The following is a 23,522-nucleotide window of genomic DNA, read 5'->3' as shown; positions in this document are numbered from 1 at the left end:
TTGGTCAAGCTAAACTTTCCTTTATTATGACCATTCACGTCAACATTGGCGAAGCCAAAACACGTTTTTCCGAACTGTGCGCCGCTGCGCTGCGCGGGGAAGAGGTGATTGTGCAAAATGCCGGCGTACCGAAACTGAAACTTGTCCCGCTGCAATTGGCCATGGACGTCGACCGGGCGGAGCGTCGCAAGCGCGTTGATGCCATTTTGGCGCGGGTCGACGCGCTGCCGATCAACAGGGACATGGCCGATCCGCTGTTATGGGATGAAAACGGCCTGCCCATATGATCGCAGTCGATTCGTCGGCATTGATCGCGATCATGTTGAACGAGGCGGAGCGCGCTTCGTTTTTGGATATCCTTGATAACGCCCCTGCTATCGTGATGAGCGCGCCTTCATTGGTCGAAACTCGATTGGTTGCCTGGGCGCGGGGACAAGAATTGCTTGTTGACCAGGTCAATGCGCTGGTGGTGGCTTATGGCATTGAAATCGCGCCGCCGGGGTTGCCCGAGGCGGATTATGCCCATGCCGCCAATGTGCGTTACGGCAAAGGCAGCGGTCATCGGGCGCAGCTCAATTTTGGCGATCTCTTCGCTTATGCGCTGGCCAAATCACGCGACATACCGTTGCTGTTCAAAGGGCATGATTTTGCCCATACCGATATCATGTCGGCGGTGTGACATGACAATCTCTTACCAACCCGACCCGCGCTAGCAGGATTTGTTCGGGGTCTAAAACCGTTCAGAGCAGGGGCGTTCCGCCCACATTTGCAATATATATTGCACCGCTCACGAAATAGGGCAAAGTCAATGCATGGATGCAATAGCGGTCATCATCACGGGTGGATGGCAATGCGGCGCGGTGCGCTATCGTGCGGATACCGTGCTCGACAGCGCGCATATCTGCCATTGCCGCATGTGCCAAAAGGCCGTGGGCAATCTCTTTGCCGCCTTGATTGGCATTCCGCGCGACGCCTTTTGCTGGACACGCGGCACGCCGTCTTTGTTCCAAAGCTCTGATCCCGTCTTGCGCGGTTTCTGCGGAGATTGCGGAACCCCGCTGCTATATGATTACACCGCGAGTAAGCATCTCAATGTAACCATTGGTTCGCTTGACAATCCGGCAGCATTTCCGCCGCAGGTGCAATTTGGAAAGGAAGCGCGCATGCCCTGGTTTGACGACATTTGCCGCCTTCCAGACGAAGGCACCACCGAGGAAACGATGGCCGAACACGTCCCTGCCATCAAGTTGAGTAACCATCAGCACCCCGACCATGATACCGACCAATGGCCGCCGCAGAATTGATGCCCACAACGCTATCGCCTGCGCAAATCAGCGAGATCGTCGAAATGGCGCTGTCCGACCATGTCAGTTTCACACAGATTTCGGCGCAGCATGGGGTCTCGCCCGACGAGGTCAAAGTCATCATGCGCACCGAGTTAAAACCCGGAAGCTATCGCGCATGGCGCAAGCGCGTCCGCGATTTCGGGGACCGGCGGGCGCATTATAAATGAGGGTTAGGGTAGGATGGGCGGCGTTGACGGTGGGCGACCAGAGGCCGGAAATAGTGATATGTTTTAGAAATGGCCGGAATTTCCACACTGGCCGTCCAAATGGTACTTAGCGAGCTTCAATCAAAGCCTCACTGCGCTATCTAAATTCCAATGCTTCTATATCATGTTCGTCTGATAGCAGTTGCACCTGACTCCTGAACAACCAAGCCTCCGCGTGAAACCCTCGTGGTCCGCAGCATGTCTGCGTCACGATTTTCAACATCAAAATCGACCAAATTGATTTCGTCTGCCTGTCCGCCGAAACAGGCATGAAAAGCGGTTAGCAGTTCAACTGCATCTAAACTCTGGGCTTTTGGGTTCGGGTTATTGCGCGGTGCAGGGATAGTAGCCGGGAACAGGTAGATGCAAGGAGGTGGAAGACGATAGGGGCCGACTTCGTTCAAACGCCCTTCATTCGCTAGCACTTTAGGCCACAGACTCATTATGTCTCAACCAGATCCGGATTGATGCGAGTTGGACAGAGGCGAGATAATTATCGTCTCTTTGATCGTATCGCGTGGCAACTGCTCTGAAATGCTTGAGTTTATTAAAGAAGCGCTCGACGAGGTTGCGTTGCTTATAGAGGAAGTGACTAAATGCCGGTTTGATCACGCGTTGCGGCATGGCGCGGATATTGGCCCTGGCACCGCGCGCCTCCATTTCGGCGCGCAACGCATCGGAGTCATAAGCCCGGTCGGCGAGCAGGATATCCCCTTTGCCGACGGTATCGAACATGTCTGCTGCACTGCGACCATCGGCGGCTTGCCCTTCGGTCAGCTTGAGCATGATCGGCATGCCCATCGCATCGACCAGTGCATGTATCTTGGTGGTCAGGCCGCCACGCGAGTGACCCATGCAACGGGATCGCTGGTCTTTTTTTTACCATTGGCTCCATGTTGATGAACCCGGATCGAAGACGAGTCGATCATCTGGATATTGCCTTCGTAAGCCACGGAAACTGCATCCAATATATGCTTCCACACACCGGCTCTGCGCCAGCGGTTGAACCGGTTCACACAGGTCGTATACGGACCGTATCGCGCCGGAATATCCGCCCAAGGCGCGCCAGTGCGTAACCGCCAGAATATCCCGTTCAAAACCCGCCGATCATCAACCCGCTTCACGCCACGCACCTTGGTCGGCAACAAAGGCTGGATCACCAACCACTCGAAATCTGTCAAATCAAACCGTGCCATCAGCTTCTCCCTTCCAGAAAAAGCATTGAATCAGATATCAATCACTTTGGGAATCCAATTTATGAGTATGTGACCTAGGTGTTTAGTCCCGGCATTTGATGGTGTATTATTCAGCCATCAATGGAAGGACTCGCTATGGGACAAATTCTACACGGGAGCGCCCGCACGACAGCGGCGGTCCGTCGAGCAATACAACATAGTCAAGAGAGCCTGATTGTGCTTTCGAAGCGTTACAGCATTAACCCCAAGACGGTAGCCAAATGGAAGCGGCGCACGTCTGTCACCGATCATCCTACTGGCCCCAAGGATGCCAAGTCCACCGTCCTGACTATCGAGGAAGAAGCCATCGTCGTCGCCTTTCGTCGGCACACGCTGCTGCCGCTGGATGATTGCCTCTACGCCTTGCAGGCAACGATCCCGAACCTGACGCGCTCATCTCTGCACCGCTGTTTGCAGCGCCACGGGATCAGCCGATTGCCCGAAGTGACGGGAGACAAGGAACCGAAGAAGAAGTTCAAGACATACCCCATTGGCTACTTCCACATCGACATCGCCGAAGTGCGGACTGCCGAAGGCAAGCTGTACTTGTATGTGGGAATCGACCGCACCAGCAAGTTCGTCTTCGTCCAACTCGTCGCCAAGGCAAATAGGATGACAGCCTCAGCCTTCCTGGTCGCCCTGATCAAAGCCGTGCCCTACAAAATCCACACCGTGCTGACCGACAATGGCATCCAGTTCACCTTCCCGCCGCGATACGCCAAGGGCCCGACTGCGACCTGTATGTCGCACATGTTCGATCTGCGCTGCGATGAGAACGGGATCGAGCACCGGCTTACCAAAATCAAGCATCCCTGGACCAATGGCCAGGTCGAACGGATGAACCGGACAATCAAGGAGGCCACCGTCAAACGCTATCACTATGACAGCCATGCCCAGCTGACTACCCACCTCCAAGACTTCATTGATGCCTACAATTACGGGCGGCGACTGAAAACACTCAAGGGCCTAACACCCTTCGAATACATCTGCAAAATATGGACAAGCGAACCAGAAAGATTTAGCCTAAACCCAACCCATCAAATGCCGGGACTAAACACCTAGGGCAAGGTCGCCCAATTGTGCCGCAGACCATGTCCCAGATGATAAGCCCGTCGACACGTTGTGACCGTGAAATGATTTCGGCGCTTAGTCGGGTGTGAATTCCTGACCATGCATTGTGGCGTGGATCGGCGCCCGGGTTCGTGCAAACGCTCCAAAGCACAAACTCATTTGCGTGTGGAGGACGTTCGAAAATGTTGGTGTTGTTGCCATCAAGACAGCCTTTGAGCTCAATGGCCGCAATCTTGCCGGAGTTCAGACGGACCGAATAGTCATGCCTATTATTTTCACCAGCCGATGCCCAATCGGAAATATATCCGCCGTCCGTCATAAAATTAAGAATATGCGAAACAAATTGCCGCTTTTCGCGCATAGTAGCTGAAAACTGTCCTCGAATACGCTCAACCGCACCACGGAAAAGACCGCTGTTGTAAAACTCCGCTTCGTCCAAACCGTGATCGCCTAGCCTGTGCGCCTCAGTCTTTAGGGTTTCAGCAAAAGATTCGATTTGCTCGCGAAGTTTCGCGTTCTGTTCGCAAGGGATTATCGTCATGCCACTGCCCGTCGCCACTTTGTCGCCTGAAGAAGTGGTTCAAATAATTGTTCTGCAAGATGGCGCACAACTGGCGCGACGACCCCATCTCCCGTTAAGTGATATGCCTCATTATAATTTTCAGGCAAGCAATAGTCTTCGGGCAGGCCCATCAGACGAGCCGTTTCGCGCGTTGAAATCAAGCGCGACTTCACTGTGTTGCCGTCAACGACAAGAATAGTTTGCCTGCTAGAGCCGCCGCCAGGAGTGCGGAGGCATCCGGCAATGTCATCAAATCGCACCTCGGCGCGCTGCACTTTCTGGCCGAGCGCATCATGCCGTGTTCGTTTGTAGATAGTGCCTACCATTTTTAGGCCAGCGCGTTGGGCATAGTGCACCTTCGCCAAATTGATGGTACTCATCATTGAAAGCAACTTTTGCGTCTCAATTTCAGAATGCCACTTAACGCTAACTGGGGTTTCTTCAATCAGATCAGCAAAGCGTATGTCCGAAAGAGCAGGAGGTGCAATTCGCCACCACAGCCAAAAATCCTTGCAGGCACTGGGCAGCCTATCATATGCGGTGCGGAGTGCCTTGGGGTGCCATTGCGCCGAGGCACCATCGCCAATGAGTCCTCGTGGAATTGCAACGCCTTCCCGGACACCGACAACAAACAATCGCGGGCGCGAATGCGGCACAAAAAGAGCTGCGTCCACCACAACCGCGCCGACACGATACCCCGACTTCACGAAGGATCGGCAGATTGCCTCAAAATCTTTGCCGCCGTGCGAGGTCAGCGTCCCGCTAACATTTTCAAGAGCTAATATGTCCGGTGCACGACCGTCGGCAATCAAAGCATCCATCAATCGCCAGAATGGCCAGAACGTCCCTGAACGATCACCCCCGAGGCCTGCGCCACCCCCAGCCAAGGACAGATCCTGACAAGGGAACGAAGCCCAAACCAAATTTGCCCTACTCGGTAAGTCGAAAGTCTGTAATGCCGCGACATCGTCGCAGACCAACGTGTCACTGCCCCAGTTGCGCGCATATGACTCACATTTTTTTCGATCAAAATCATTGGCAAATAGGCAGTCCCAATTGCCATTGTCTAGCCCCGCACGCACCATGCCGCCGCCGGCAAAAAACTCGTAAAAGGTGAAACCTATTCCCGCCATCATTGACCTCTCAGCTATGGCGACGTATCGAAAGTATGAATCAATTTCAAGAACAAAATAGCAACATGATTTGTTGCTCATTATCCATAGCCAATTGGCAAACTACAAGGAAAACAATGTCAAACCTCACCCTCTACGGCATCCCAAATTGCGACACTGTCAAAAAGGCACGCAATTATCTTGAGGCGCGCGGGCTTGGCTATCATTTTCATGATTATAAAAAGGCGGGTGTGACGGCGGCGGATTTGGGGCGGTGGAGCGAGGTTGTTGGTTGGGAAAGGCTGCTCAACAAGGCGGGCACTACGTTTAAGAAGCTGCCCGATGCCGACAAGGTCGATATAGACGCAGCCAAGGCGATTGCGTTGATGGTTGCCAACCCGTCGATGATTAAACGGCCACTGGTTGAAGGCGGCGGGGCTTTGCTCGTCGGCTTTAATCCAACCGAATGGGACGCGCTTTTGTCGCAGAATTGAAACGTCGCGGGGGCAAGGAGGCATTATGAAACACCTGCACACCCTCTTGATCGCCACCCTCTTATTGTCGCCCTTCTCCATTTCGGAAAGCCAAGCCATGGAACAACCGCTTGAAGGCAAAGTGATCGTCATCGCCCATCGCGGCGCATCGGGCGAGCGGCCGGAACATACGCTGGCAAGCTACACCCTCGCGATTGAACAAGGTGCGGATTATATTGAGCCGGACCTTGTGCTGACCAAGGATGGCATTTTGGTCGCGCGGCATGAGAATGAGATTTCGGAAACCACCGACGTTGCGGACAAGGCCGAATTTACCGACCGCAAAACTACCAAGACCATCGATGGCGAGAAAATGACGGGCTGGTTTACCGAGGATTTTACGCTCGCCGAACTTAAAACCCTGCGCGCGAAAGAACGCCTGCCGCAATTGCGCAAGGCCAATATGGCCTATGACGGGCAGTTTGAAATCCCGACCTTTGACGAGATCCTCGCGCTGGCCAAGGCACAAAGCGCGGCAACGGGGCGGGCGATTGGCGTCTATCCCGAAACCAAGCACCCAAGCTATTTCACCGCGATTGGCCTGCCGCATGCGGGGCCGTTGCTGGCGGCGCTGACCAAATTTGGCCATGTCGAAAAAAGCGCGCCTGTGTTCATTCAATCGTTCGAGGTTGATTATCTGAAGGCCTTGCGGCCCAAGACGAAATTGCGCCTGATCCAGTTGATGGATGAAAAGGGAAGCCCGCCCGACCGCAGCGACCTGACCTATCCCCAAATGGCAAGCGCGCAAGGCCTGAAAATCGTTGCAACTTATGCCGATGGTATTGGCCCCAATAAGGCGCTCATCATCCCACGCACTTTGCTGGGCAATCTGGGCACTCCGACGACCCTTGTCGCGGACGCACATAAGGTCGGCCTTGCGGTCCACCCCTGGACATTCCGCCGCGAAAATTATTTCCTGCCGCTCGCGCAAAAATCCGGCATTGATCCACGCGGGCATGGTGACTTGAAAGCAGAGATAAAAGCATTCCTCGCCACCGGCATTGACGGCATTTTCAGCGACAATGTGACCGAAGCGGTGGCGGCGCGTTCGCATTAAGGCGCGCGCCTCAGTCGGCCTGCCAGCGGAATACCTCCTCCAATGGCTTGCCAAAGACATGCGCAATGCGAAACGCGACCTCCAGCGAGGGGGAATATTTGCCTTGCTCGATTGCGGCAATCGTCTGGCGCGTGACGCCCACTGTGTCGCCCAGATCGCCCTGCGTCATTTCGCCAGCGAGGAACCGAAGCGTCCTGATGTCGTTGGTGAATGGTGGGTTAGCCATGCCAGCCCCTCCGGTAACTAACCAGCATGACCACATGGCGTACGGCTTCGGCAATCACCAAAACAAATAAAGTCGCGTTTATCATTTTGGCAGCCGGTGGTTGTTCGAAGGGCATGACAACGCCAACGAGAATGACCCCGATGAGCAAAACATAATAAGCAATGCTAGCTCCCCGCCTAGAAATTGCGCGATCACGCTCGTCCGACTTTGCTTGCCCTTCTTTGCGAAAGGCCAAGGCAAGGATGATCGCACCAAAGGTAACGACAATGATTTGCGCCCCGGAAATCTTAGCGAAAAGCCACAATGTTTCGATAAGCGTTGGCCCAGCAGGATAGGCCGCCACAAGGCTGAAATATATTCCATAGGCGACCGCCATCGCCGACAATGTCAGCCACTCAATCTTTTCCTGAAATGCCATTAGCAAATCCCAATGTTATCTGATTCGCACTTAATGTTATTTATTTTTAACATTGAGTCAACTCTAAGTAACATATCGCCCGTTCTTCCTTTCGTGCAGCACGTTTAGCGGCTAGGCCCTCGCCTTATGTCCACACATTCAAAAACGCTCACCTTCGACACCTCAACCAGCCGCGCGAACCCGACGCCGTCGCCGATGAAACGCCTGACCGTGCCGCGCATCCGGCAGCAAAAGGGTAAGGAGCCGCTGGTGATGTTGACGGCATATACCGTCCGCATGGCGCAGTTGATGGACCCGCATTGCGACATGCTGTTGGTCGGTGATTCGCTGGGGCAAGTGATTTACGGCCTGCCGCACACCGTTGCCGTGACAATGGAAATGATGGCGGCGCATGGCGCGGCGGTTGTGCGCGGCAGCTATCACGCCGCAGTCATCGTCGATATGCCCTTTGGTTCCTATGAAGCGTCGCCTGAACAAGCGTTTGTCAACGCATCGCGGCTGTTGAAAGAAACCGGCGCCGCGGCGGTGAAGCTGGAAGGCGGCAAGGTGCTCGCGCCTACTGTGGAATTCCTGACCTCACGCGGCATTCCGGTCATGGCGCATGTGGGATTGACGCCGCAGGCGGTGAACATGCTTGGCGGCTATGGCGTGCGCGGCAAAAGCCCGGAAGAAGCAAAATCAATTGTCGATGATGCGGTTGCGATGTCGGACGCGGGCGCTTTTGCCATGGTGATTGAAGGCGTGCTTGAACATATCGCCATCGAAATCACGCAGAAAATCGCCTGTCCAACCATCGGCATTGGTGCGTCTGCGCAATGCGACGGCCAAGTGTTGGTCGCCGAAGACATGCTCGGCCTGTTTGACCGCGTACCGAAATTCGTCAAGAAATTCGGTGAAATGGGTGTTAGCGTCGAAGACGCCGTGCGCGCTTATGCCGCGGGCGTCCGCGACCGCAGCTTCCCGGGGCCCGACCAGCTATACCAGCCTGTATAAAGCAGGCTGGCCTATCGGGCCGAGTCGGGCTAAGGACGGCACTGACCAATTTTGACTGAACAAATTCGGAGGCCCTTTTTGGCTTTGACACCGACTGAAAAGCCCGCAGGCAAAGACCGGAGCGGCAGCGACGAGGCATTTTTGCGTGAGGTTGACGATGCCGTCCGCGCGAGCGATCTCAGCAGTTTCTGGACGCGTTATGGCCGCTGGCTTTTGGCGGCTGTCGTGGCCGGGCTTTTGGCCTTTGCGGGCTGGATAGTCTATAACAACCAGGTGCAAGCCGCCGCAGACCTGCAAAGCGAAGAATTTGTCGACGCAATGGACAAGTTGCGCGCTGGGCAGGAAAAAGAGGCGCGCGCCAAATTGGCAACGCTCGCCAAGGCCGATCAACCCGGATATCGCGCCATGGCGCAATTGGTGGAGGCAAATCTGCTCGGCGAAGATGGGGAGACCAAGAAGGCGATTGCCATTTATGCAAAGGTTGCAGGCGACGACAGCCTGCCGCAGACATTTCGCGATCTGGCCCTGATCCGCCAAATAAGCGCAGAGTTTGACTCCATCCCGCCGCAGCAAGTGATTGACCGGTTGAAACCACTGGCCACCGCTGGCCACCCCTATTTCGGCAGCGCGGGCGAATTAACGGCCTTAGCCTATATGAAAATGGGTAAGGACAATTTGGCAGGCCCCATTTTTGCGCAGATTGCGAAACAGGATGACGCGCCGCAGACCTTGCGCAGCCGTTCGCAGCAAATGGCAGGTGCGCTTGGTATTGATACCGTTCAGCTTGAGGCAAACCGCAATGCGGCATCGAAGGCTGGCGAATCCGCCGCCAAAGGAGAGTGACATTGAAGACCCTATCCAAATTGCTTTTGGCGCTCGCCGCGACAACGACGCTTGGTGGCTGCGCCGTCCTTGATGGCGTGCGCGGTGATGCTGGTAAGAAGAACAACACGCCGACCGTCGGCGCACGCGTCAGCATTTTGGGTACAGAGCGTGACACCGAGGTCGATGCGTCCTTGGCGGACGTAGCCGTCACCCTGCCGCCAGCGACAGTCAACGAAGCATGGGCACAACCCGGCGGCAATGCGTCGAAATCGCCCGGTCATGCCGCGCTTGGTCAAAACCTGACACGCATTTGGACCGCAGATGTAACTGGTGCCAACCCGCGCGCCCGCCTTGCCGCCAGCCCAGTGATGAGCGATGGCCGCCTCTATGTCGTCGACACCACGGCGCGCGTTACGGCATTTGACGCGAACACGGGCGCACAAATCTGGTCGAACGCGCTTGAGGTTGAGAGCGATGGCAAGCCGTCACGTTATGGCGGCGGCGTGAGCGCCACCAGCAGCAATGTTTTTGCCACCAATGGCGTCGGCGATGTCGCCGCGCTTGCGGCGGACACTGGCGCGCTTGTTTGGAAAAAGCGTCCAGCCGGACCATTGCGCGGTGCCCCGACATTGTCCAACGGCAACCTATATGTGATGACGCAGGACAACCAGATTTACGCGCTGCGCCAAAGCGATGGGGAGCCGCAATGGAAAGAAGCTGGCCCAGTTGCCGCGTCGGGCATATTCGGCGTTGGCGCGCCTGCTGCGGCGCAAGGCACCGTCATCGCTGGCTATTCCAGTGGTGAGCTTGCCGCCTATCGTTATGAAAATGGCCGCAGCCTTTGGAACGACACCTTGTCGCGCACCGCGATGTCGACGTCGGTTTCGACGCTGACCGATATTGATGCCGACCCGGTCATCGACCGTGGCCGCGTCTTCGCATTGGGTAAAGGCGGACGCATGGCGTCTTATGAACTCGTGACCGGCCAACGTATTTGGGAAATCAACATTGCGGGTATTTCGACACCCGTGACGGCGGGCGAATGGGTGTTCGTCATGACCGACGAAGCACGGTTGCTGAGCGTTGCGCGTTCAAGCGGCAAAATCCGCTGGATTTCAAAGCTGCAGCGTTACGATAATGAAAAGAAGAAAAAGGGCCCCATTAGCTGGTATGGCCCGATACTCGCCGGTGGCCGCTTGATCATTGCCAATTCGCGCGGTGCAATCTGGGCGGTTGCGCCGGAAGACGGCACAGCGACTGAGGTTGCCGACCTGAAAGCCGAACTGTCGCTTCCGCCGATTGTCGCCAATAACACTTTATATATTCTGGATGATTCCGGCCGCATTTCCGCTTTCCGCGGTTAGGCCTAAAAAGGAGAAGTACCGGCATGTTGCCGACGGTAGCCATTATCGGTCGGCCCAATGTCGGCAAGTCCACTTTGTTCAACAGGCTGGTTGGCAAGAAACTCGCGCTGGTCGACGACACGCCGGGCGTCACGCGTGACCGCCGTGAAGGCGAAGGTCGCTTGTTTGACCTGGAATTCACTATTGTCGATACGGCGGGTTATGAGGATGAAGATCCCGACACCCTGCCCGGCAGAATGCGGATGCAAACAGAGGCGGCGATTGCAGGTGCGCAAGTTGCCCTGTTCCTGATCGATGGCCGCGTTGGCGTAACCCCGCTTGACGAAGAAATTGCCCGCTGGCTGCGCAGCAGTGCGACGCCGGTCGTGCTTGCGGTCAATAAGGCCGAGGGCAAGCAAGGCGATAATGGCATATTGGAAAGCTATGCGCTTGGCTTTGGTGACCCCATTGCAATCAGCGGCGAACATGGCGAAGGCATGGCGGATCTGTTTCAATCTTTGCTGCCGCATATTGACGGCGGCGCGTTTGAAGTGCCTGACCCCGAAGCGCCCGATGCGATATTGAAGCTTGCGATTGTAGGGCGTCCAAATGCCGGTAAATCGACGCTGATCAACAAGTTATTGGGTGAAAACCGCCTGATTACGGGCCCTGAAGCCGGGATTACCCGCGACAGTATTTCGGTGGACTGGATCTGGACAGACCCAAGCCCGAAACAAGGCGAGCCCGATGAAGACGGCAACATCCCGCCGTTACTAACCGAGCGCCGCGTGCGCTTGATCGATACCGCCGGAATGCGCAAGCGCGCCAAGGTGCAGGACAAGTTGGAAAAGCTTTCGGTCGCTGACGCGCGCCACGCGATCGACTTTGCCGAAGTTGTCGTGCTGCTGCTCGATGCGACCAAGGGGCTTGAGGTGCAGGACCTGAAAATTGCCGATCATGTCATTCAAGAGGGCCGGGCGCTGATCATCGGGATCAACAAATGGGACGTAGCCGTGGACGGCGCTGGCCTGTTCAGAGGCATTCGTGCCGCGCTCGAAGAAGGCCTGTCGCAGTTGAAGGGTGTTCCGATGATCGCTGTATCCGGGCTTACCGGCAAGGGCCTTGACCAGATGATTTCCGCCGCGTTCGAAGCGCGTGAAGCGTGGAACAAGCGCGTACCAACGGGCATACTCAACCGCTGGTTTGAAGCCGCGATTTCGGCGAACCCGCCACCTGCCCCAGGCGGCAAGCGGATTAAGCTGCGGTACATGACTCAAGCGCGTAACCGTCCGCCGACCTTTGTCATCTTTGGCAACCGGACTGACGAGTTGCCCGCCAGCTATGCGCGCTATTTGCTCAACGGTATTCGCCGCGATCTGGATTTTGGCGCTGTGCCCGTGCGGATCAACTTCCGTTCGTCGAAGAACCCGTTCGCGGACAACGGATAACTCCGGCCCGCTTTGGATTCAAGTTGTCCTGACGCTTAGGATTGGCCAGCGCGATATCAGTCCTCGATTGGTTTTGACTGCAACTGGACGTAATTTTCCATGCCCATACGCGCGATCAGGTCGAATTGCTTTTCGAGCATATCGACATGTTCTTCTTCGCTTTCGAGGATCGATGCAAACAGGTCGCGGCTGACATAGTCGCGGACACTTTCGCTGTGCGCGATGGCGTCTTTCAACAACGGGAGCGCTTCATATTCGAGCTCAAGATCGGCTTTCAGGATTTCCTCAACGGTCTCGCCGATACGCAAGCGACCAAGCATTTGGAAATTGGGGAGGCCGTCCAGAAACAAGATTCGCTCCGACAGTTTGTCTGCATGCTTCATCTCGTCAATCGATTCATGCCGTTCAAAATGTGCCAGACGCGATACGCCCCAATTGTCGAGCATGCGGTAATGCAGCCAATATTGATTGACCGCAGTCAGTTCATTTTTGAGCGCCTCGTTCAAAAATTCTATGACTTTTGCATCACCCTTCATCACCATTTCCTTTAGGTTATTTGCAAATATATTAGCGCGTTAATTGATGGCCGTGAAGCCGGAAAATGGCAGAAAAGCTACCTTTTTCAGGGCGCTATTGCTAAGCGGTTGCAGTTGTGGTGCTGATAATGTTTCGCGCGAACGACAGGCACTGGCCGCATTTTGGCTTACGCCCAAGGCGCGCATACACGTCATTAGGACGTTCCGAGGCACAACGCACCGCAGCGCGCAGGTCTTTTTCCTTGATGGCATTACAGATGCAAACGACCATGGATCAACTCCTATGGAATCGACTTACCGTTAATGCGAACTGATTGCAATAGCATTAACGACGCATAGCTTGCACTTTTCCGCGCGCCAAGCTGCGCCACAGCCATTCCAGCGGCCCGTAATGAAATTTCATCAGCCATGGCTTTGACCACAGCAGCATCACCGCCCACGCCCCCAGCACAAACAGCCACAATCCGGCACGGCCGACATGCCCGAACAAGCCAAAGCCGTAGCCATAAAAAATCGTCGTCATGACAATGCTCGTGCCGAGATAGTTGCTGAACGCGGCCCGTCCAGCCGCAGCGACCCGCGCGAGCATCGGGTGGTTGCGATAACGGCCAATGAGCATGATCAAGAGCGCAGCATAGCCAATCGTCAGCATCATACGCGGAACTCCGCCCCAGAAGTATAGAACCGCAAGCGGGGTGATCCGGTCGAAATCAACGGCGACTATCCAAACCGCCAAGACCATGGTTAGCAGCAACCCGGCTGGCAGCATTCGCTTCACCCAGCGACGGTAATCAGCCGCGCCCCAATCACCTGTGATGAAACCGCTTTTTTGCATCGCCATGCCAACCATCATCAGCGGCAAAGTCTCACTAATTGACTGCCCCACCAAGATAAGTGGCGCGTTCCACTCGTCGATTTTGTCCATCACAATCGCGGCATAGCTGCCCCTGTGCAGGGCGACGTCCGGCGCAATGTTAAAGGCAAAGTCGGCACTCGCCATCAGCTCGCGAAACTGGCGGGCCGTGTCGGCGCTGGCGTCTGGCTGGGTTGCGAAATATTGAAAGACCTGAAGTCCGCCAAATTGCACGCCCCAGAACGCCAGGCCAACCGCGAAAATGATTAAAGCGACCTTGATTAACCGCGCTGGCGGCCAATTACGGAACAAAAAGGCGATCATCCCGATAATCGCATAGGGAAACAGGATATCACCGAACCAGATGAAGAAATAATGCGCGAGGCCAAACATCGCGAGCCACGCCATGCGGCGGTAATGAACCTGCGCTGCGCTTTCCCCCTTTGCCGTGGCGCGGTCGATGATCAGCATCATGCTCGCGCCAAACAAAAGCGAGAATAGTCCACGCATTTTGCCATCAATGAAAATGAAGGAAAATGCCCATGCAATTTGGTCAGCCAACGTGTCGGTGCCATAAGCCACAGGCGTGACATAGGCCCATTCGGGCATGGCAAAGCCAATGATGTTCATCGCCAATATGCCCATCACCGCAAAGCCGCGCATCGCGTCCAAGCTGATATGCCGTTGTTCGGTGCTCTGCATGCTTCACCCCCTGTATTATTACATTAATATAGTTCTCTTACATGCGCGTCCAGTGTGTTTAACATTTGTTATTGACACTCATGTAGGTAGTTTTTAATTGTTGCATATACATTGTTTAGGATTCGCCATGACTGAACTTTATTTTTCGCACCCTGACCGACCGCCCGCTAAAATTCGGCCGCTGAAGGCGTGGCATCATTTTCGCAAGCTGATTGCCAACAAAGAAGACACCGAGCAGGTCTTTCACATCATTGCGGCCTTAAGCGGTAGCAAGTTCGGTAAGATGGCGCAGAAATTCTGGCAAACACCAAAGGGCAGGGCGTTGCTTGAAAGCAATGAGCGCCTGATTGACATGCTCGATGATCATGACAGCATCAAGAAGCTTCCAGCGGGCACCGTTGGCCGCTTTTATGTCGAGTTCATGGAACGCGAAGGTCTAAGCGCTGCGGGTCTTGAGGCGGAATATGCCCAGTTCCAGACGACATATCCCATGTTCGGCGATGTGGTTGAACGCTATGGCAACCGCTTGCGCGATACGCATGACATGCTGCACATCCTCACCGGCTATGGCCGCGACGCGCTGGGTGAACAATGCGTGCTTGGCTTTACCTATGCGCAAAACCACAATCTTGGCGTTGGCTTCATTGCGTACGCTGGCGGATTAGAGTTGAAATACCGGGTCGCGAAATCGGCACCGATTATGAAAGCGGTCCACGAAGGCTATCGTATCGGCAAAGCGGCGAAGAACATCGTGCAGGAAGATATCGCAGCCTTGTTACGCGAACCGCTGGTCGATGCCCGCAAGCGCTTGGGGATTGCCGAACCAGTGAGCTATAAAGCGGCCCATGCCGCGATGCGGTCGGAAGGTATTGACCCGTATAATTTGCTGGCTGCGACTGCTTAACAACGCGAGACGCTCTTTCGCTGTGCCTCGACCGTGGTTGAGGGCGGGAGCAGCCGACACGAATTTCGACTTCGTTCGGCAGGGACGGGTGGAGTATACGCTTCGTTACGCTGACCCCCCAACGTCACCCTGAACTTGTTTGTGCTCTGCACGCCTTCGGCTCCAGGGTCCATCGTGCATCAAACCCAGAGCCAGAAAGAATAAATGGACCCTGAACCAAGTTCAGGGTGACAAATATGGGGGTGGTGTGCACTGGTGTGCGCCTTCCCGTTCGCCGCGGGCGAAGACGAAAATCCCCTAGCCTTCCATCCAGTCCTTGAAGAAGCTGTCATGCGCAGCGCGCAGTGTCGCAATGGGCACGTCAAACCCCGGCCCTGCGACCGATGTCCCGCCAACAGTGCCTATCCGCGTCATCGGAATGCCTGCGGCCTGAATTTGGTCAGCAGCGGCGCTGGTCACAACATAGCGCGCCTGATCTTCGCCAAACGCTGTGAAGGCGTCGCCGATTTCTTCGAGCGCACATCCCATATTACTGGCGAGCGCCATTTCGGTTAGCGCAACAAGCAAGCCGCCGTCGGCAACATCATGCACGGCGTTCACCTTAATATCTTGGATCAGTTGACGGACAAATTCCGCATGCGCGCGCTCCTTGGCGAGGTCGACGGGCGGCGGCGCGCCGTCTTCGCGGCCATGTAATTCGCGCAGCCACAAGGACTGACCCAGATGTCCATCATTGTCGCCAATGACAAAAATGCCGTCGCCGTCTGCCTTGAACGCAATGGTCGCCATCTTACTGATATCTTCAAGCACACCAACGCCGCCAATGGCGGGTGTTGGCAAGATCGCGCTGCCGCCGCCGGTTGCCTTGCTTTCATTATATAGCGACACATTGCCTGACACGATCGGGTAATCCAGCGCGCGGCAGGCGTCGCCCATGCCCTCCAGACAGCCGACAATCTGCGCCATGATTTCGGGGCGCTGCGGGTTAGCAAAGTTCAGGCAGTTGGTGATCGCCAATGGCGTTGCGCCAACCGCACTGATGTTGCGATAGGTTTCGGCCACCGCCTGCTTGCCGCCTTCATATGGGTCGGCGTAGCAATAACGCGGGGTGCAATCGGTGCTCATCGCCAGCGCGCGGTTGGTGCCGTGGATGCGGACTAATGCTGCGTCGCCGCCCGAAAGCTGCGCCGTGTCGCCGCCGACTTGGCTATCATATTGCTGCCATATCCAGGCGCGGCTGGCGAGATCAGGGCAGGCCATCAGCTTCAGCAAATCCGCGCCAAGGTCATGGCTGGCGGGCACGTCGCCCAAGGGCTGAACCTTGGCCCATGCCTTATATTCATCCTTCGACGCGGCTGGGCGGTCATACAAAGGCGCGTCCTCGGCGAGCGGACCAAGCGGGATGTCGCAGACAATTTCCCCCTTCCACGTCAGCACCATATGGCCTGTGTCGGTGACTTCGCCGATCACCGCAAAATCCAGTTCCCATTTGTCGAAAATCGCCTTGGCAAATTCCTCACGGCCGGGCTTCAAGACCATGAGCATGCGCTCCTGGCTTTCGGATAGCATCATTTCATAGGGCGTCATGCCTTCCTCGCGGCATGGCACCTTGTCCATGTCGAGGATGATACCCGCCTTGCCATTGGTCGCCATTTCGACGCTGGAGCTGGTCAAACCCGCCGCGCCCATATCCTGAATCGCGACAATTGCATCCGACGCCATCAGTTCAAGGCACGCCTCAATCAGCAGCTTTTCCGTAAACGGGTCGCCCACTTGAACCGTGGGGCGCTTCTCCTCAATATCCGCACCGAAATCCGCCGAAGCCATCGTCGCGCCATGAATACCGTCGCGGCCGGTCTTTGACCCGACATAGACGATGGGGTTACCAAGGCCAGTCGCGGCGGAATAGAAAATCTTGTCTTGGTCCGCGACGCCAACGGTCATCGCGTTCACAAGGATATTGCCATCATAGGCCCGATGGAAATTGGTCTCACCGCCAACGGTCGGCACGCCAACACAATTGCCATAGCCCCCAATGCCCGCAACGACGCCCTGCACCAGATGCTTCATCTTCGGATGGTCGGGCCGCCCGAAACGCAGCGCGTTCATATTGGCCACTGGCCGCGCGCCCATGGTGAACACATCGCGCAAGATGCCGCCTACGCCCGTTGCCGCGCCCTGATAAGGTTCGATGTACGACGGGTGATTATGCGATTCCATTTTGAAGATTGCGGCGAGCTTGGTGCCATTTGGACCTTCGCCAATGTCGATAACGCCCGCATTTTCGCCGGGACCGCAAATGACCCAAGGGGCCTGCGTCGGCAATTTCTTCAAATGGATGCGTGAGGATTTATAAGAGCAATGCTCCGACCACATCACCGAGAATATGCCAAGCTCGATGATGTTGGGTTCGCGCCCCATCGCGTGCAAGATACGCGCATATTCATCTTCATTTAGACCATGGTCGGCGACGATTTGGGGCGTGATTTCGGACATGGAACGGCCTTAGCGAGACCATCTGTATTTATCCAGCCTGTTTGGTTTTGATTAAGCGCGAATTGGGAAGGGGCAGGCACAAAATAAAATGGGCGCTGGCATCGCTACCAGCGCCCACTGCGTCTGAGTTTGGAAGTTCGTGACCACAAGGGCCATTTTTTCCTCTGTCTGACGTCCGGTTCCCCAACGTCACCCGAAGGTTTCCTTGGTTCGCCTTGGTACCGTGGGTATCCTATCCGGCGTTGCATCACTTGCGTGATGCCGCACTCGATATTCGTTTTCTTCGTACCCACCATCTTGACTGCATTTCCTGTCTTGCGACGGGTTGCCTGTCCGTTTGGCGATCCTGCATTCCTTCTATATCCGCTCTGCTTTTCCGTTTCCGGTCCGGCTTTGCTTCGTAGCGTTCCTGCCTGATGAGTTGAAGTTCTCATAACTTTCGAGTCGCTCCAAGCATGTTTTGCAGAGTTATCCACAGGGCGCGCACTTCGTGGTGGACAAAATGGAGGACAAGTTTGGAGCACAAAACGATACGGCCCCCACGCAGTGCATGGAGGCCGTAAAAATTGTCCGGGGGCGAGGGGGAGAGGAGGAGGGTGCCGCCCGGTCAATATGCGTTTCGACAATCGCTTGCCGTTAACAACCAGATAGGGGGCCGATGAATTTGCTGCAATTGCGAAAAGAATGGGGCCAGTTGCGTGTTTTGCAACTAGCCCCATTTCCGCAGGAAACGCGTTAATTTCGTTCCCAAATTATCATGAAATTAGCAGTTAAGGGGCGATTCCATTGCCCGGCAGCGACGCGTTAACGATGCCGCCGTCGCAGGCGATGGTTTCGCCCACGATATAATCGCCAGCACGCGCGGCGAGGAAGATCGCAAGGCCGGCCATATCTTCAGGCGTTCCAATTCGTGGAAACGGGATATTCTTGCCCACGGCATCGGCATGGTCGCGCGCAGCCTTGTTCATGTCCGACTGGAATGCACCCGGCGCAATGCCCGACACAAGAATATTGTCCTTAACAAGCTCCGCCGCCAGACGGCGCGTCAAATGGATGACGGCGGCTTTCGATGCCTGATAGCTATAGGTTTGCCAAGGGTTGATGCGCAGGCCATCAATCGATGCGATGTTAATGACCTTGCCGGGGCGATCAAATGTGGCGGCTGCCTTCAACTGCGGATGCAAGGCTTGCGTCAAAAAGAACAAGGATTTGACGTTCAGGTCCATCACACGGTCCCAGCCAGCTTCAGGGAACTGGCCAAAATCCGCGCCCCATGCTGCGCCCGCATTGTTCACGAGAATATCCACCTTTTCCTCACGCTCGGCAATTTGCGCAGCAAGCGACAGGCAACCGTCCACGGTCGACAAGTCGCAAGGCAGACCAATGACCTGATTACCGAATTCGGCAACGGTTTCTTCGATCTGGTCGATCTTGCGCGCGCTGATATACACGCGCGCCGCGCCAGCCTTTAAATAGCCCTCGACAATCATCTTGCCGATCCCGCGCGAACCGCCGGTGACAAGGGCAACGCGGCCATTGAGGTTGAATAAGGTTTGAATGTCCATTTGCGGTGTCCTTTTAATAACCGTTCATCGTCGCCACGCGGTCTGCGTGGTAATAAGCGTCGCCGAAAAACTCGTTCAAGCTGCGGTCACGCTTCATATACAAGCCGATGTCATATTCGTCAGTCATGCCGATACCGCCATGCATTTGAACGCCCTCCCGCACCGAAAGATTGCACGCAAGCCCGGCTTTCGCCTTGGCCGCCGCAACATAAAGTTCGGCCTTGGCATGGCCTTCATCCATTAAGGATTGCGCCTTCAGCACAATCGAACGCGCGCCTTCCATTTCGCCATAAAGATGCGCGGCGCGGTGTTGGAGCGCCTGAAATTCGCCAATGACACGGTCGAATTGCTTGCGCGTCTTGAGATATTCAAAAGTCATGTCCATCGCGCCTGTGCCAACGCCGACCATTTCGGCAGCGGCACCCACCCGTCCGGCGTCGAGCATCTTGGAAAGCACAGCCCAACCGCCATCGACATCGCCGATCACAGCGTCGGCATCCACCTGAACACCGTCAAGTTTCACATGCGCAGCAACTGCGGAATCGACAAGCCGCGCCGCCTCCATCGACAGGCCAGCTGCGTCCTTGTCCACCGCGAACAAGGTCAGGCCATCGGTTTCGCCAGCCGCACCAGCGGTGCGCGCCGCAACGATCAGCATGTCCGATGACGCGCCTTGCACAACAAATTGCTTTTGCCCCGTCAGCTTAAAGCCATTGCCGCTGCGTTCCGCAACGCAGGCGATTTTCTCCGGCCGGTGCTTGACGCCTTCTTCAATCGCAATGCCGATCACGGTTTCGCCAGCCAAGATGCCAGGGAACCAGCGGTCACGCGTCGCCTTGTCCGCCAGCTTCAACGCCGCAACCGCCGCAACTGACGTTGTCAAAAATGGCGAGGGTGACAGGTTACGGCCGATTTCTTCCAGCAGTATGCCAGCCTCAATCTGGCCCATGCCCATGCCACCATCGGCTTCGGGGATGAGGATGCCAGTAAAGCCCATTTCGGCAAATTGCTTCCACAAGCCGTGGCTGAAACCGTCTTTGCACCCCATGTCGCGGAACTTGCGGAAATGGGTGACGGGCGCTTCGCTCGCCATGAAATCCCGCGCGGTGTCGCGCAGCATATTCTGGTCATCGTTTAAGGTCATTGCCATGTTAAAGCCTCTCCAAATCTATCTCGTCATTCCGACGATTTATCTCGTCATTCCCGCGCAGGCGGGAATCCAACCCCTGCGCCGTAAATTTAGCTGTCAGGAGTTGGGCCCCCGCCTGCGCGGGGGTGACGGTTGCTGTTAACCGCCCGGCATCTCAAGGATGCGCTTCGACACGACGTTCAGCATCACTTCACTGGTGCCGCCCTCAATTGAGTTCGCCTTGGTCCGCAACCAATTGCGCGCCTTCGACCCGCCATTGGCGCGTTCGCTTTCCCACTCAAGCGCTTGAGAACCGCCAATTGACATGACCAATTCATTGCGTTTTTTGTTCAATTCGGTGCCGACATATTTCATCAGGTTGGAATAAGCCGGGTGCGCCTTACCCGTTTTCCATTCGTCCATGAAACGTTCGCCATGGGCACGGAAGGTCAGGTTATCGACATCGAACAATGCCATTTGCGCCCGCAGCACTGGTTCTTGCGACAAGGTCGCCTTCATCGCCGCGCCGATCGAGGTCACGCCGCCATCGCCGCCCATGCCCGAAATCATTTCGCGTTCATGGCCAAGCAGATATTTCGCCACATCCCAGCCGCGATTGATTTCGCCAACAATCTGGTGCTTGGGAACAACAACATTGTCGAAAAATGTCTCGCAGAAAGGCGAGTTGCCAGAGATCAGCTTGATCGGCTTGGTCGAAACACCCGGCGTTTCCATGTCGAACAACAGGAAGCTGATTCCTTGATATTTGTTCGTCTTGTCGGTGCGGACCAAACAGAAAATCCAGTCGGCCTTATCCGCATAAGAGGTCCAGATTTTCTGGCCATTGACGACCCAATGGTCTCCCTTATCCTCGCCAAAGGTCTGCATCGACACAAGGTCGCTGCCTGAGCCCGGTTCGGAATAGCCCTGACACCACCGGATTTCGCCTCGCGCGATCTGGCCCATATAATGCACTTTTTGCTCTTCCGTGCCGAACTTCAGCAGGGCTGGTCCAAGCATCCAGATGCCGAAGCTGTTGAGCGGTGAGCGGCAGCCCAGCTTTGCCATTTCCTGACGCAGGATTTTTGTTTCCTGCGGGCTAAGGCCAGCGCCGCCATATGCCTTGGGCCAATCGGGCACGGTGTAGCCTTTGGCGACGCAAGCCTCGAGCCACAATTTTTGGGCTTCGGATTGGAACACGAAATTGCGTCCGCCCCAGCAGACGTCTTCGTCGCCTTTGGCCGGTGTGCGCATTTCGGCGGGGCAGTTTTCCTCCAGCCAGGCGCGCGCCTCGGCACGGAATGTATCAAGGTCGGACATAACACTCTCCTGCTTAATTGCTTGATGAATTTTTGGGCGGTCACGCATGGAAACGCAAGCCTTTATCGGTGAGTTATGCATGCCGTAACGTCATTTGTATCGCGATTGACAGGCTGGGCAGTGCGCCTAGCATAAGGGCGGGATAGAGGAGAGAAACATCGTGCGATTCGCCGGAAAACACGCCTTTTCGCATTTTGTGATTTAATCCGATATGGCACCAGTCGTCGCGCTTCCCCGATCGTTAAAAGTCATGCACGGCCTTGGCTCTGTCGCCTATGGCGTCAAGGATAATGGCTTTTCAGTATTCCTGCTGATTTTTTATAATCAGGTGTTGGGAATTGACGCTGGCATCGTTGGTATCGTCATCATGGCCGCGCTGATATTCGATGCCTTTGCCGACCCGATTATTGGCGAGATGTCCGACCGGACACAAAGCAAATGGGGCAGACGCCTGCCCTGGCTATACGCCGCCGCCATTCCACTTGGCATCATATGGCTATTGCTGTGGCACCCGCCCGAAATGGGCCAGACGGGCACGATCATTTGGCTGTTCTGCACCGCCGTATTGGCGCGCACCTTGGTGGCGATGTGCGAAGTGCCGTCCGTTGCCCTCGTCCCTGAACTAACGGGCGATTATGACGAGCGCACGCGTTTGATGCGCTATCGTTTCCTGTTTGGCTGGGCGGGCGGCTTGCTGATGCTCATTTTCGCTTATGGCATTTTCTTCACAGGCGAAAAGGGCGTGAGCGACCCTGCGGGGTATGACGCCTATTCGGTGTGGGGCGCGCTGATGATGAGCGGTGCGGTGCTCATCTCCGCGTTTGGTCAGCATCGGCATGTGGCCAAGCAATCCCCCCCTGCCCCACGCGGAGCTGGCCTTAGCCATGCTTTTGCCGAAGTGAAGGCGACATTATCTAACCGGGCGTTTCTCTGGCTCGTCTTCGCGGCTCTGTTCGGGCTGATCAACCAAGGGATGACCTTTGCGCTCACCAATTACCAGCTCGCCTTTCTATGGCAGCTGCAACAGATGGAAATGCTTTATTATGCGCTGACCCTGTTTGCGACGGTCATCATTGCCTTCATCATTGTCCCCCCCGTCTCCGCGCGATTGGGCAAGAAGCATGCTGCGATTCTGTTTGCGATTATCTCGCTGACCTTCACGACGGCATTATATGGTAGCTGGATGCTCGACCTTGTGCCCGGGGCGCCGTCGAACCCGTCGATCCTGTTTATGTTTGCTTTAATGACTTTAGCCAATAGCGCGGCGGTGAGTATGATGATGCTGACGTCCTCGATGATGGCCGATGTGGTGGAGGCATCGCAGCAAGAAACGGGCAGGCGTTCTGAAGGGCTGTTTTTCGCGGGCTATTTCTTCATGCAAAAATGCGCCGTTGGCATTGGCACCTTTGCCGCCGGGATGATTCTGAGCTTTGCCAATTTCCCACAAAATGCCGCACCCGGCGAAGTCGATGTCGCCGTCCTCGATGGGCTGGCGCTATATTATATGGGCACGGTCTTGGTCCTCGGCATTATCGGCATCCTGATCCTGCGGCATTTCCCGATTTCGCGCGAAAGTCATAATGAACGCTTGCGCGCCTTGAACACATCGGCAGAGTCTGCCAGTTAACCGATCAATTAAAAT

General features: G+C 55.7%; 26 protein-coding genes. 13 read left to right on the top strand and 13 right to left on the bottom strand.

The window, feature by feature from the left end:
• The first annotated feature begins 26 nt into the window (after positions 1–26).
• The 4 genes from HEQ34_RS01145 (at position 27) to HEQ34_RS01130 (ending at position 1,513) form a co-directional block, all read left to right on the top strand.
• On the top strand, positions 27–287 hold the full coding sequence (locus tag HEQ34_RS01145; protein ID WP_296196265.1) for a hypothetical protein: 261 nt from the start codon (positions 27–29) through the stop codon (positions 285–287).
• Positions 284–679 (top strand): type II toxin-antitoxin system VapC family toxin, encoded by a 396-nt coding sequence (locus HEQ34_RS01140; RefSeq protein ID WP_296196263.1) that lies wholly within the window; start codon positions 284–286, stop codon positions 677–679. The genes HEQ34_RS01145 and HEQ34_RS01140 overlap by 4 nt, the downstream gene beginning before the upstream one ends.
• Positions 680–812: 133 nt before the next feature.
• Positions 813–1,304: a GFA family protein gene (locus tag HEQ34_RS01135; RefSeq protein ID WP_296196261.1), complete on the top strand. Its 492-nt coding sequence runs from the start codon at positions 813–815 to the stop codon at positions 1,302–1,304.
• Positions 1,286–1,513 carry a DUF2805 domain-containing protein gene (locus HEQ34_RS01130; protein WP_296196258.1) on the top strand — a complete coding sequence of 76 codons (228 nt, stop codon included), beginning with the start codon at positions 1,286–1,288 and terminating at the stop codon, positions 1,511–1,513. The genes HEQ34_RS01135 and HEQ34_RS01130 overlap by 19 nt, the downstream gene beginning before the upstream one ends.
• A gap of 161 nt (positions 1,514–1,674) precedes the next feature.
• Here HEQ34_RS01130 and HEQ34_RS01125 read toward each other — a convergent pair whose 3' ends face one another.
• Positions 1,675–1,956, bottom strand: coding sequence for a hypothetical protein (locus HEQ34_RS01125; protein ID WP_296196257.1), 282 nt, complete (start codon positions 1,954–1,956; stop codon positions 1,675–1,677).
• Positions 1,957–1,978: 22 nt separating this feature from the next.
• A protein-coding gene (locus HEQ34_RS01120) for an IS5 family transposase (RefSeq protein WP_296195893.1) occupies positions 1,979–2,748 on the bottom strand; the annotation gives its coding sequence in 2 pieces (ribosomal slippage) (positions 1,979–2,431 and positions 2,434–2,748; 768 coding nt in all).
• 135 nt (positions 2,749–2,883) lie between these two features.
• Here HEQ34_RS01120 and HEQ34_RS01115 point away from each other — a divergent pair.
• Positions 2,884–3,849: an IS481 family transposase gene (locus HEQ34_RS01115; protein ID WP_296196574.1), complete on the top strand. Its 966-nt coding sequence runs from the start codon at positions 2,884–2,886 to the stop codon at positions 3,847–3,849.
• Here the strand turns inward: HEQ34_RS01115 and HEQ34_RS01110 are convergent.
• Together HEQ34_RS01110 and HEQ34_RS01105 are read right to left on the bottom strand one after the other, a co-directional pair.
• The gene (locus HEQ34_RS01110) at positions 3,806–4,399 is read right to left on the bottom strand and encodes a hypothetical protein (protein WP_296196256.1); all 594 of its coding nucleotides are present in this window, start codon (positions 4,397–4,399) and stop codon (positions 3,806–3,808) included. The genes HEQ34_RS01115 and HEQ34_RS01110 overlap by 44 nt on opposite strands.
• Positions 4,396–5,556 carry a DNA cytosine methyltransferase gene (locus HEQ34_RS01105; RefSeq protein ID WP_296196254.1) on the bottom strand — a complete coding sequence of 387 codons (1,161 nt, stop codon included), beginning with the start codon at positions 5,554–5,556 and terminating at the stop codon, positions 4,396–4,398. Before HEQ34_RS01105 ends, HEQ34_RS01110 begins: the two co-directional genes overlap by 4 nt.
• Before the next feature lie 113 nt (positions 5,557–5,669).
• Here HEQ34_RS01105 and HEQ34_RS01100 point away from each other — a divergent pair, with 113 nt between their 5' ends.
• Entirely contained in the window at positions 5,670–6,026 is a 357-nt protein-coding gene (locus HEQ34_RS01100) for an arsenate reductase (protein WP_296196252.1), read from the top strand.
• Between the two features lie 97 nt (positions 6,027–6,123).
• Positions 6,124–7,122 carry a glycerophosphodiester phosphodiesterase gene (locus HEQ34_RS01095; RefSeq protein ID WP_296196572.1) on the top strand — a complete coding sequence of 333 codons (999 nt, stop codon included), beginning with the start codon at positions 6,124–6,126 and terminating at the stop codon, positions 7,120–7,122.
• A gap of 10 nt (positions 7,123–7,132) precedes the next feature.
• Here the strand turns inward: HEQ34_RS01095 and HEQ34_RS01090 are convergent, their stop codons facing one another.
• Together HEQ34_RS01090 and HEQ34_RS01085 are read right to left on the bottom strand one after the other, a co-directional pair.
• Positions 7,133–7,348 (bottom strand): helix-turn-helix transcriptional regulator, encoded by a 216-nt coding sequence (locus HEQ34_RS01090; RefSeq protein ID WP_296196250.1) that lies wholly within the window; start codon positions 7,346–7,348, stop codon positions 7,133–7,135.
• Positions 7,341–7,766, bottom strand: a complete 426-nt coding sequence (locus HEQ34_RS01085) for a hypothetical protein (RefSeq protein ID WP_296196248.1) — start codon at positions 7,764–7,766, stop codon at positions 7,341–7,343. The genes HEQ34_RS01090 and HEQ34_RS01085 overlap by 8 nt, the downstream gene beginning before the upstream one ends.
• Before the next feature lie 126 nt (positions 7,767–7,892).
• On the opposite strand from HEQ34_RS01085, the gene panB reads away from it, so the two are divergent.
• The 4 genes from panB to der all read left to right on the top strand — a co-directional run bounded on the left by panB (position 7,893) and on the right by der (position 12,375).
• The gene (panB, locus tag HEQ34_RS01080; protein WP_296196245.1) at positions 7,893–8,759 is read left to right on the top strand and encodes a 3-methyl-2-oxobutanoate hydroxymethyltransferase; all 867 of its coding nucleotides are present in this window, start codon (positions 7,893–7,895) and stop codon (positions 8,757–8,759) included.
• 78 nt (positions 8,760–8,837) lie between these two features.
• Positions 8,838–9,602, top strand: a complete 765-nt coding sequence (locus tag HEQ34_RS01075; protein WP_296196241.1) for a tetratricopeptide repeat protein — start codon at positions 8,838–8,840, stop codon at positions 9,600–9,602.
• 2 nt (positions 9,603–9,604) lie between these two features.
• Positions 9,605–10,948, top strand: coding sequence for a PQQ-binding-like beta-propeller repeat protein (locus tag HEQ34_RS01070; RefSeq protein ID WP_296196238.1), 1,344 nt, complete (start codon positions 9,605–9,607; stop codon positions 10,946–10,948).
• 23 nt (positions 10,949–10,971) lie between these two features.
• A complete protein-coding gene (gene der / locus HEQ34_RS01065; RefSeq protein WP_296196236.1) occupies positions 10,972–12,375 on the top strand; it encodes a ribosome biogenesis GTPase Der in 1,404 nt (467 codons plus the stop codon).
• A gap of 56 nt (positions 12,376–12,431) precedes the next feature.
• Here the strand turns inward: der and bfr are convergent, their stop codons facing one another.
• The 3 genes from bfr to HEQ34_RS01050 all read right to left on the bottom strand — a co-directional run bounded on the left by bfr (position 12,432) and on the right by HEQ34_RS01050 (position 14,466).
• On the bottom strand, positions 12,432–12,911 hold the full coding sequence (gene bfr, locus HEQ34_RS01060) for a bacterioferritin (RefSeq protein WP_296196234.1): 480 nt from the start codon (positions 12,909–12,911) through the stop codon (positions 12,432–12,434).
• A gap of 100 nt (positions 12,912–13,011) precedes the next feature.
• A complete protein-coding gene (locus HEQ34_RS01055; protein ID WP_296196231.1) occupies positions 13,012–13,182 on the bottom strand; it encodes a (2Fe-2S)-binding protein in 171 nt (56 codons plus the stop codon).
• 54 nt (positions 13,183–13,236) lie between these two features.
• Positions 13,237–14,466 (bottom strand): DUF418 domain-containing protein, encoded by a 1,230-nt coding sequence (locus HEQ34_RS01050; RefSeq protein WP_296196229.1) that lies wholly within the window; start codon positions 14,464–14,466, stop codon positions 13,237–13,239.
• A gap of 127 nt (positions 14,467–14,593) precedes the next feature.
• On the opposite strand from HEQ34_RS01050, the gene HEQ34_RS01045 reads away from it, so the two are divergent.
• Positions 14,594–15,370 carry a Coq4 family protein gene (locus tag HEQ34_RS01045; RefSeq protein WP_296196227.1) on the top strand — a complete coding sequence of 259 codons (777 nt, stop codon included), beginning with the start codon at positions 14,594–14,596 and terminating at the stop codon, positions 15,368–15,370.
• A 297-nt stretch (positions 15,371–15,667) separates the two neighbouring features.
• Here the strand turns inward: HEQ34_RS01045 and purL are convergent, their stop codons facing one another.
• The 4 genes from purL to HEQ34_RS01025 all read right to left on the bottom strand — a co-directional run bounded on the left by purL (position 15,668) and on the right by HEQ34_RS01025 (position 21,880).
• Positions 15,668–17,866, bottom strand: a complete 2,199-nt coding sequence (gene purL / locus HEQ34_RS01040; RefSeq protein WP_296196225.1) for a phosphoribosylformylglycinamidine synthase subunit PurL — start codon at positions 17,864–17,866, stop codon at positions 15,668–15,670.
• Positions 17,867–18,636: 770 nt separating this feature from the next.
• Entirely contained in the window at positions 18,637–19,431 is a 795-nt protein-coding gene (locus tag HEQ34_RS01035; protein ID WP_296196221.1) for an SDR family NAD(P)-dependent oxidoreductase, read from the bottom strand.
• Positions 19,432–19,444: 13 nt separating this feature from the next.
• Positions 19,445–20,581 carry an acyl-CoA dehydrogenase family protein gene (locus HEQ34_RS01030; protein WP_296196217.1) on the bottom strand — a complete coding sequence of 379 codons (1,137 nt, stop codon included), beginning with the start codon at positions 20,579–20,581 and terminating at the stop codon, positions 19,445–19,447.
• A gap of 138 nt (positions 20,582–20,719) precedes the next feature.
• Positions 20,720–21,880, bottom strand: coding sequence for an acyl-CoA dehydrogenase family protein (locus HEQ34_RS01025; RefSeq protein WP_296196214.1), 1,161 nt, complete (start codon positions 21,878–21,880; stop codon positions 20,720–20,722).
• Positions 21,881–22,091: 211 nt separating this feature from the next.
• On the opposite strand from HEQ34_RS01025, the gene HEQ34_RS01020 reads away from it, so the two are divergent.
• Positions 22,092–23,507, top strand: coding sequence for an MFS transporter (locus tag HEQ34_RS01020; protein ID WP_296196212.1), 1,416 nt, complete (start codon positions 22,092–22,094; stop codon positions 23,505–23,507).
• The last annotated feature ends 15 nt before the right edge of the window (positions 23,508–23,522 follow it).

The organism is Sphingorhabdus sp. (assembly GCF_023910635.1).
In the GTDB taxonomy this organism is placed as follows: Bacteria; Pseudomonadota; Alphaproteobacteria; order Sphingomonadales; family Sphingomonadaceae; genus Sphingorhabdus_B.
The sequence above is the reverse complement of the archived record's forward strand: the minus strand, read 5'-3'. Positions and strand labels throughout refer to the sequence as shown.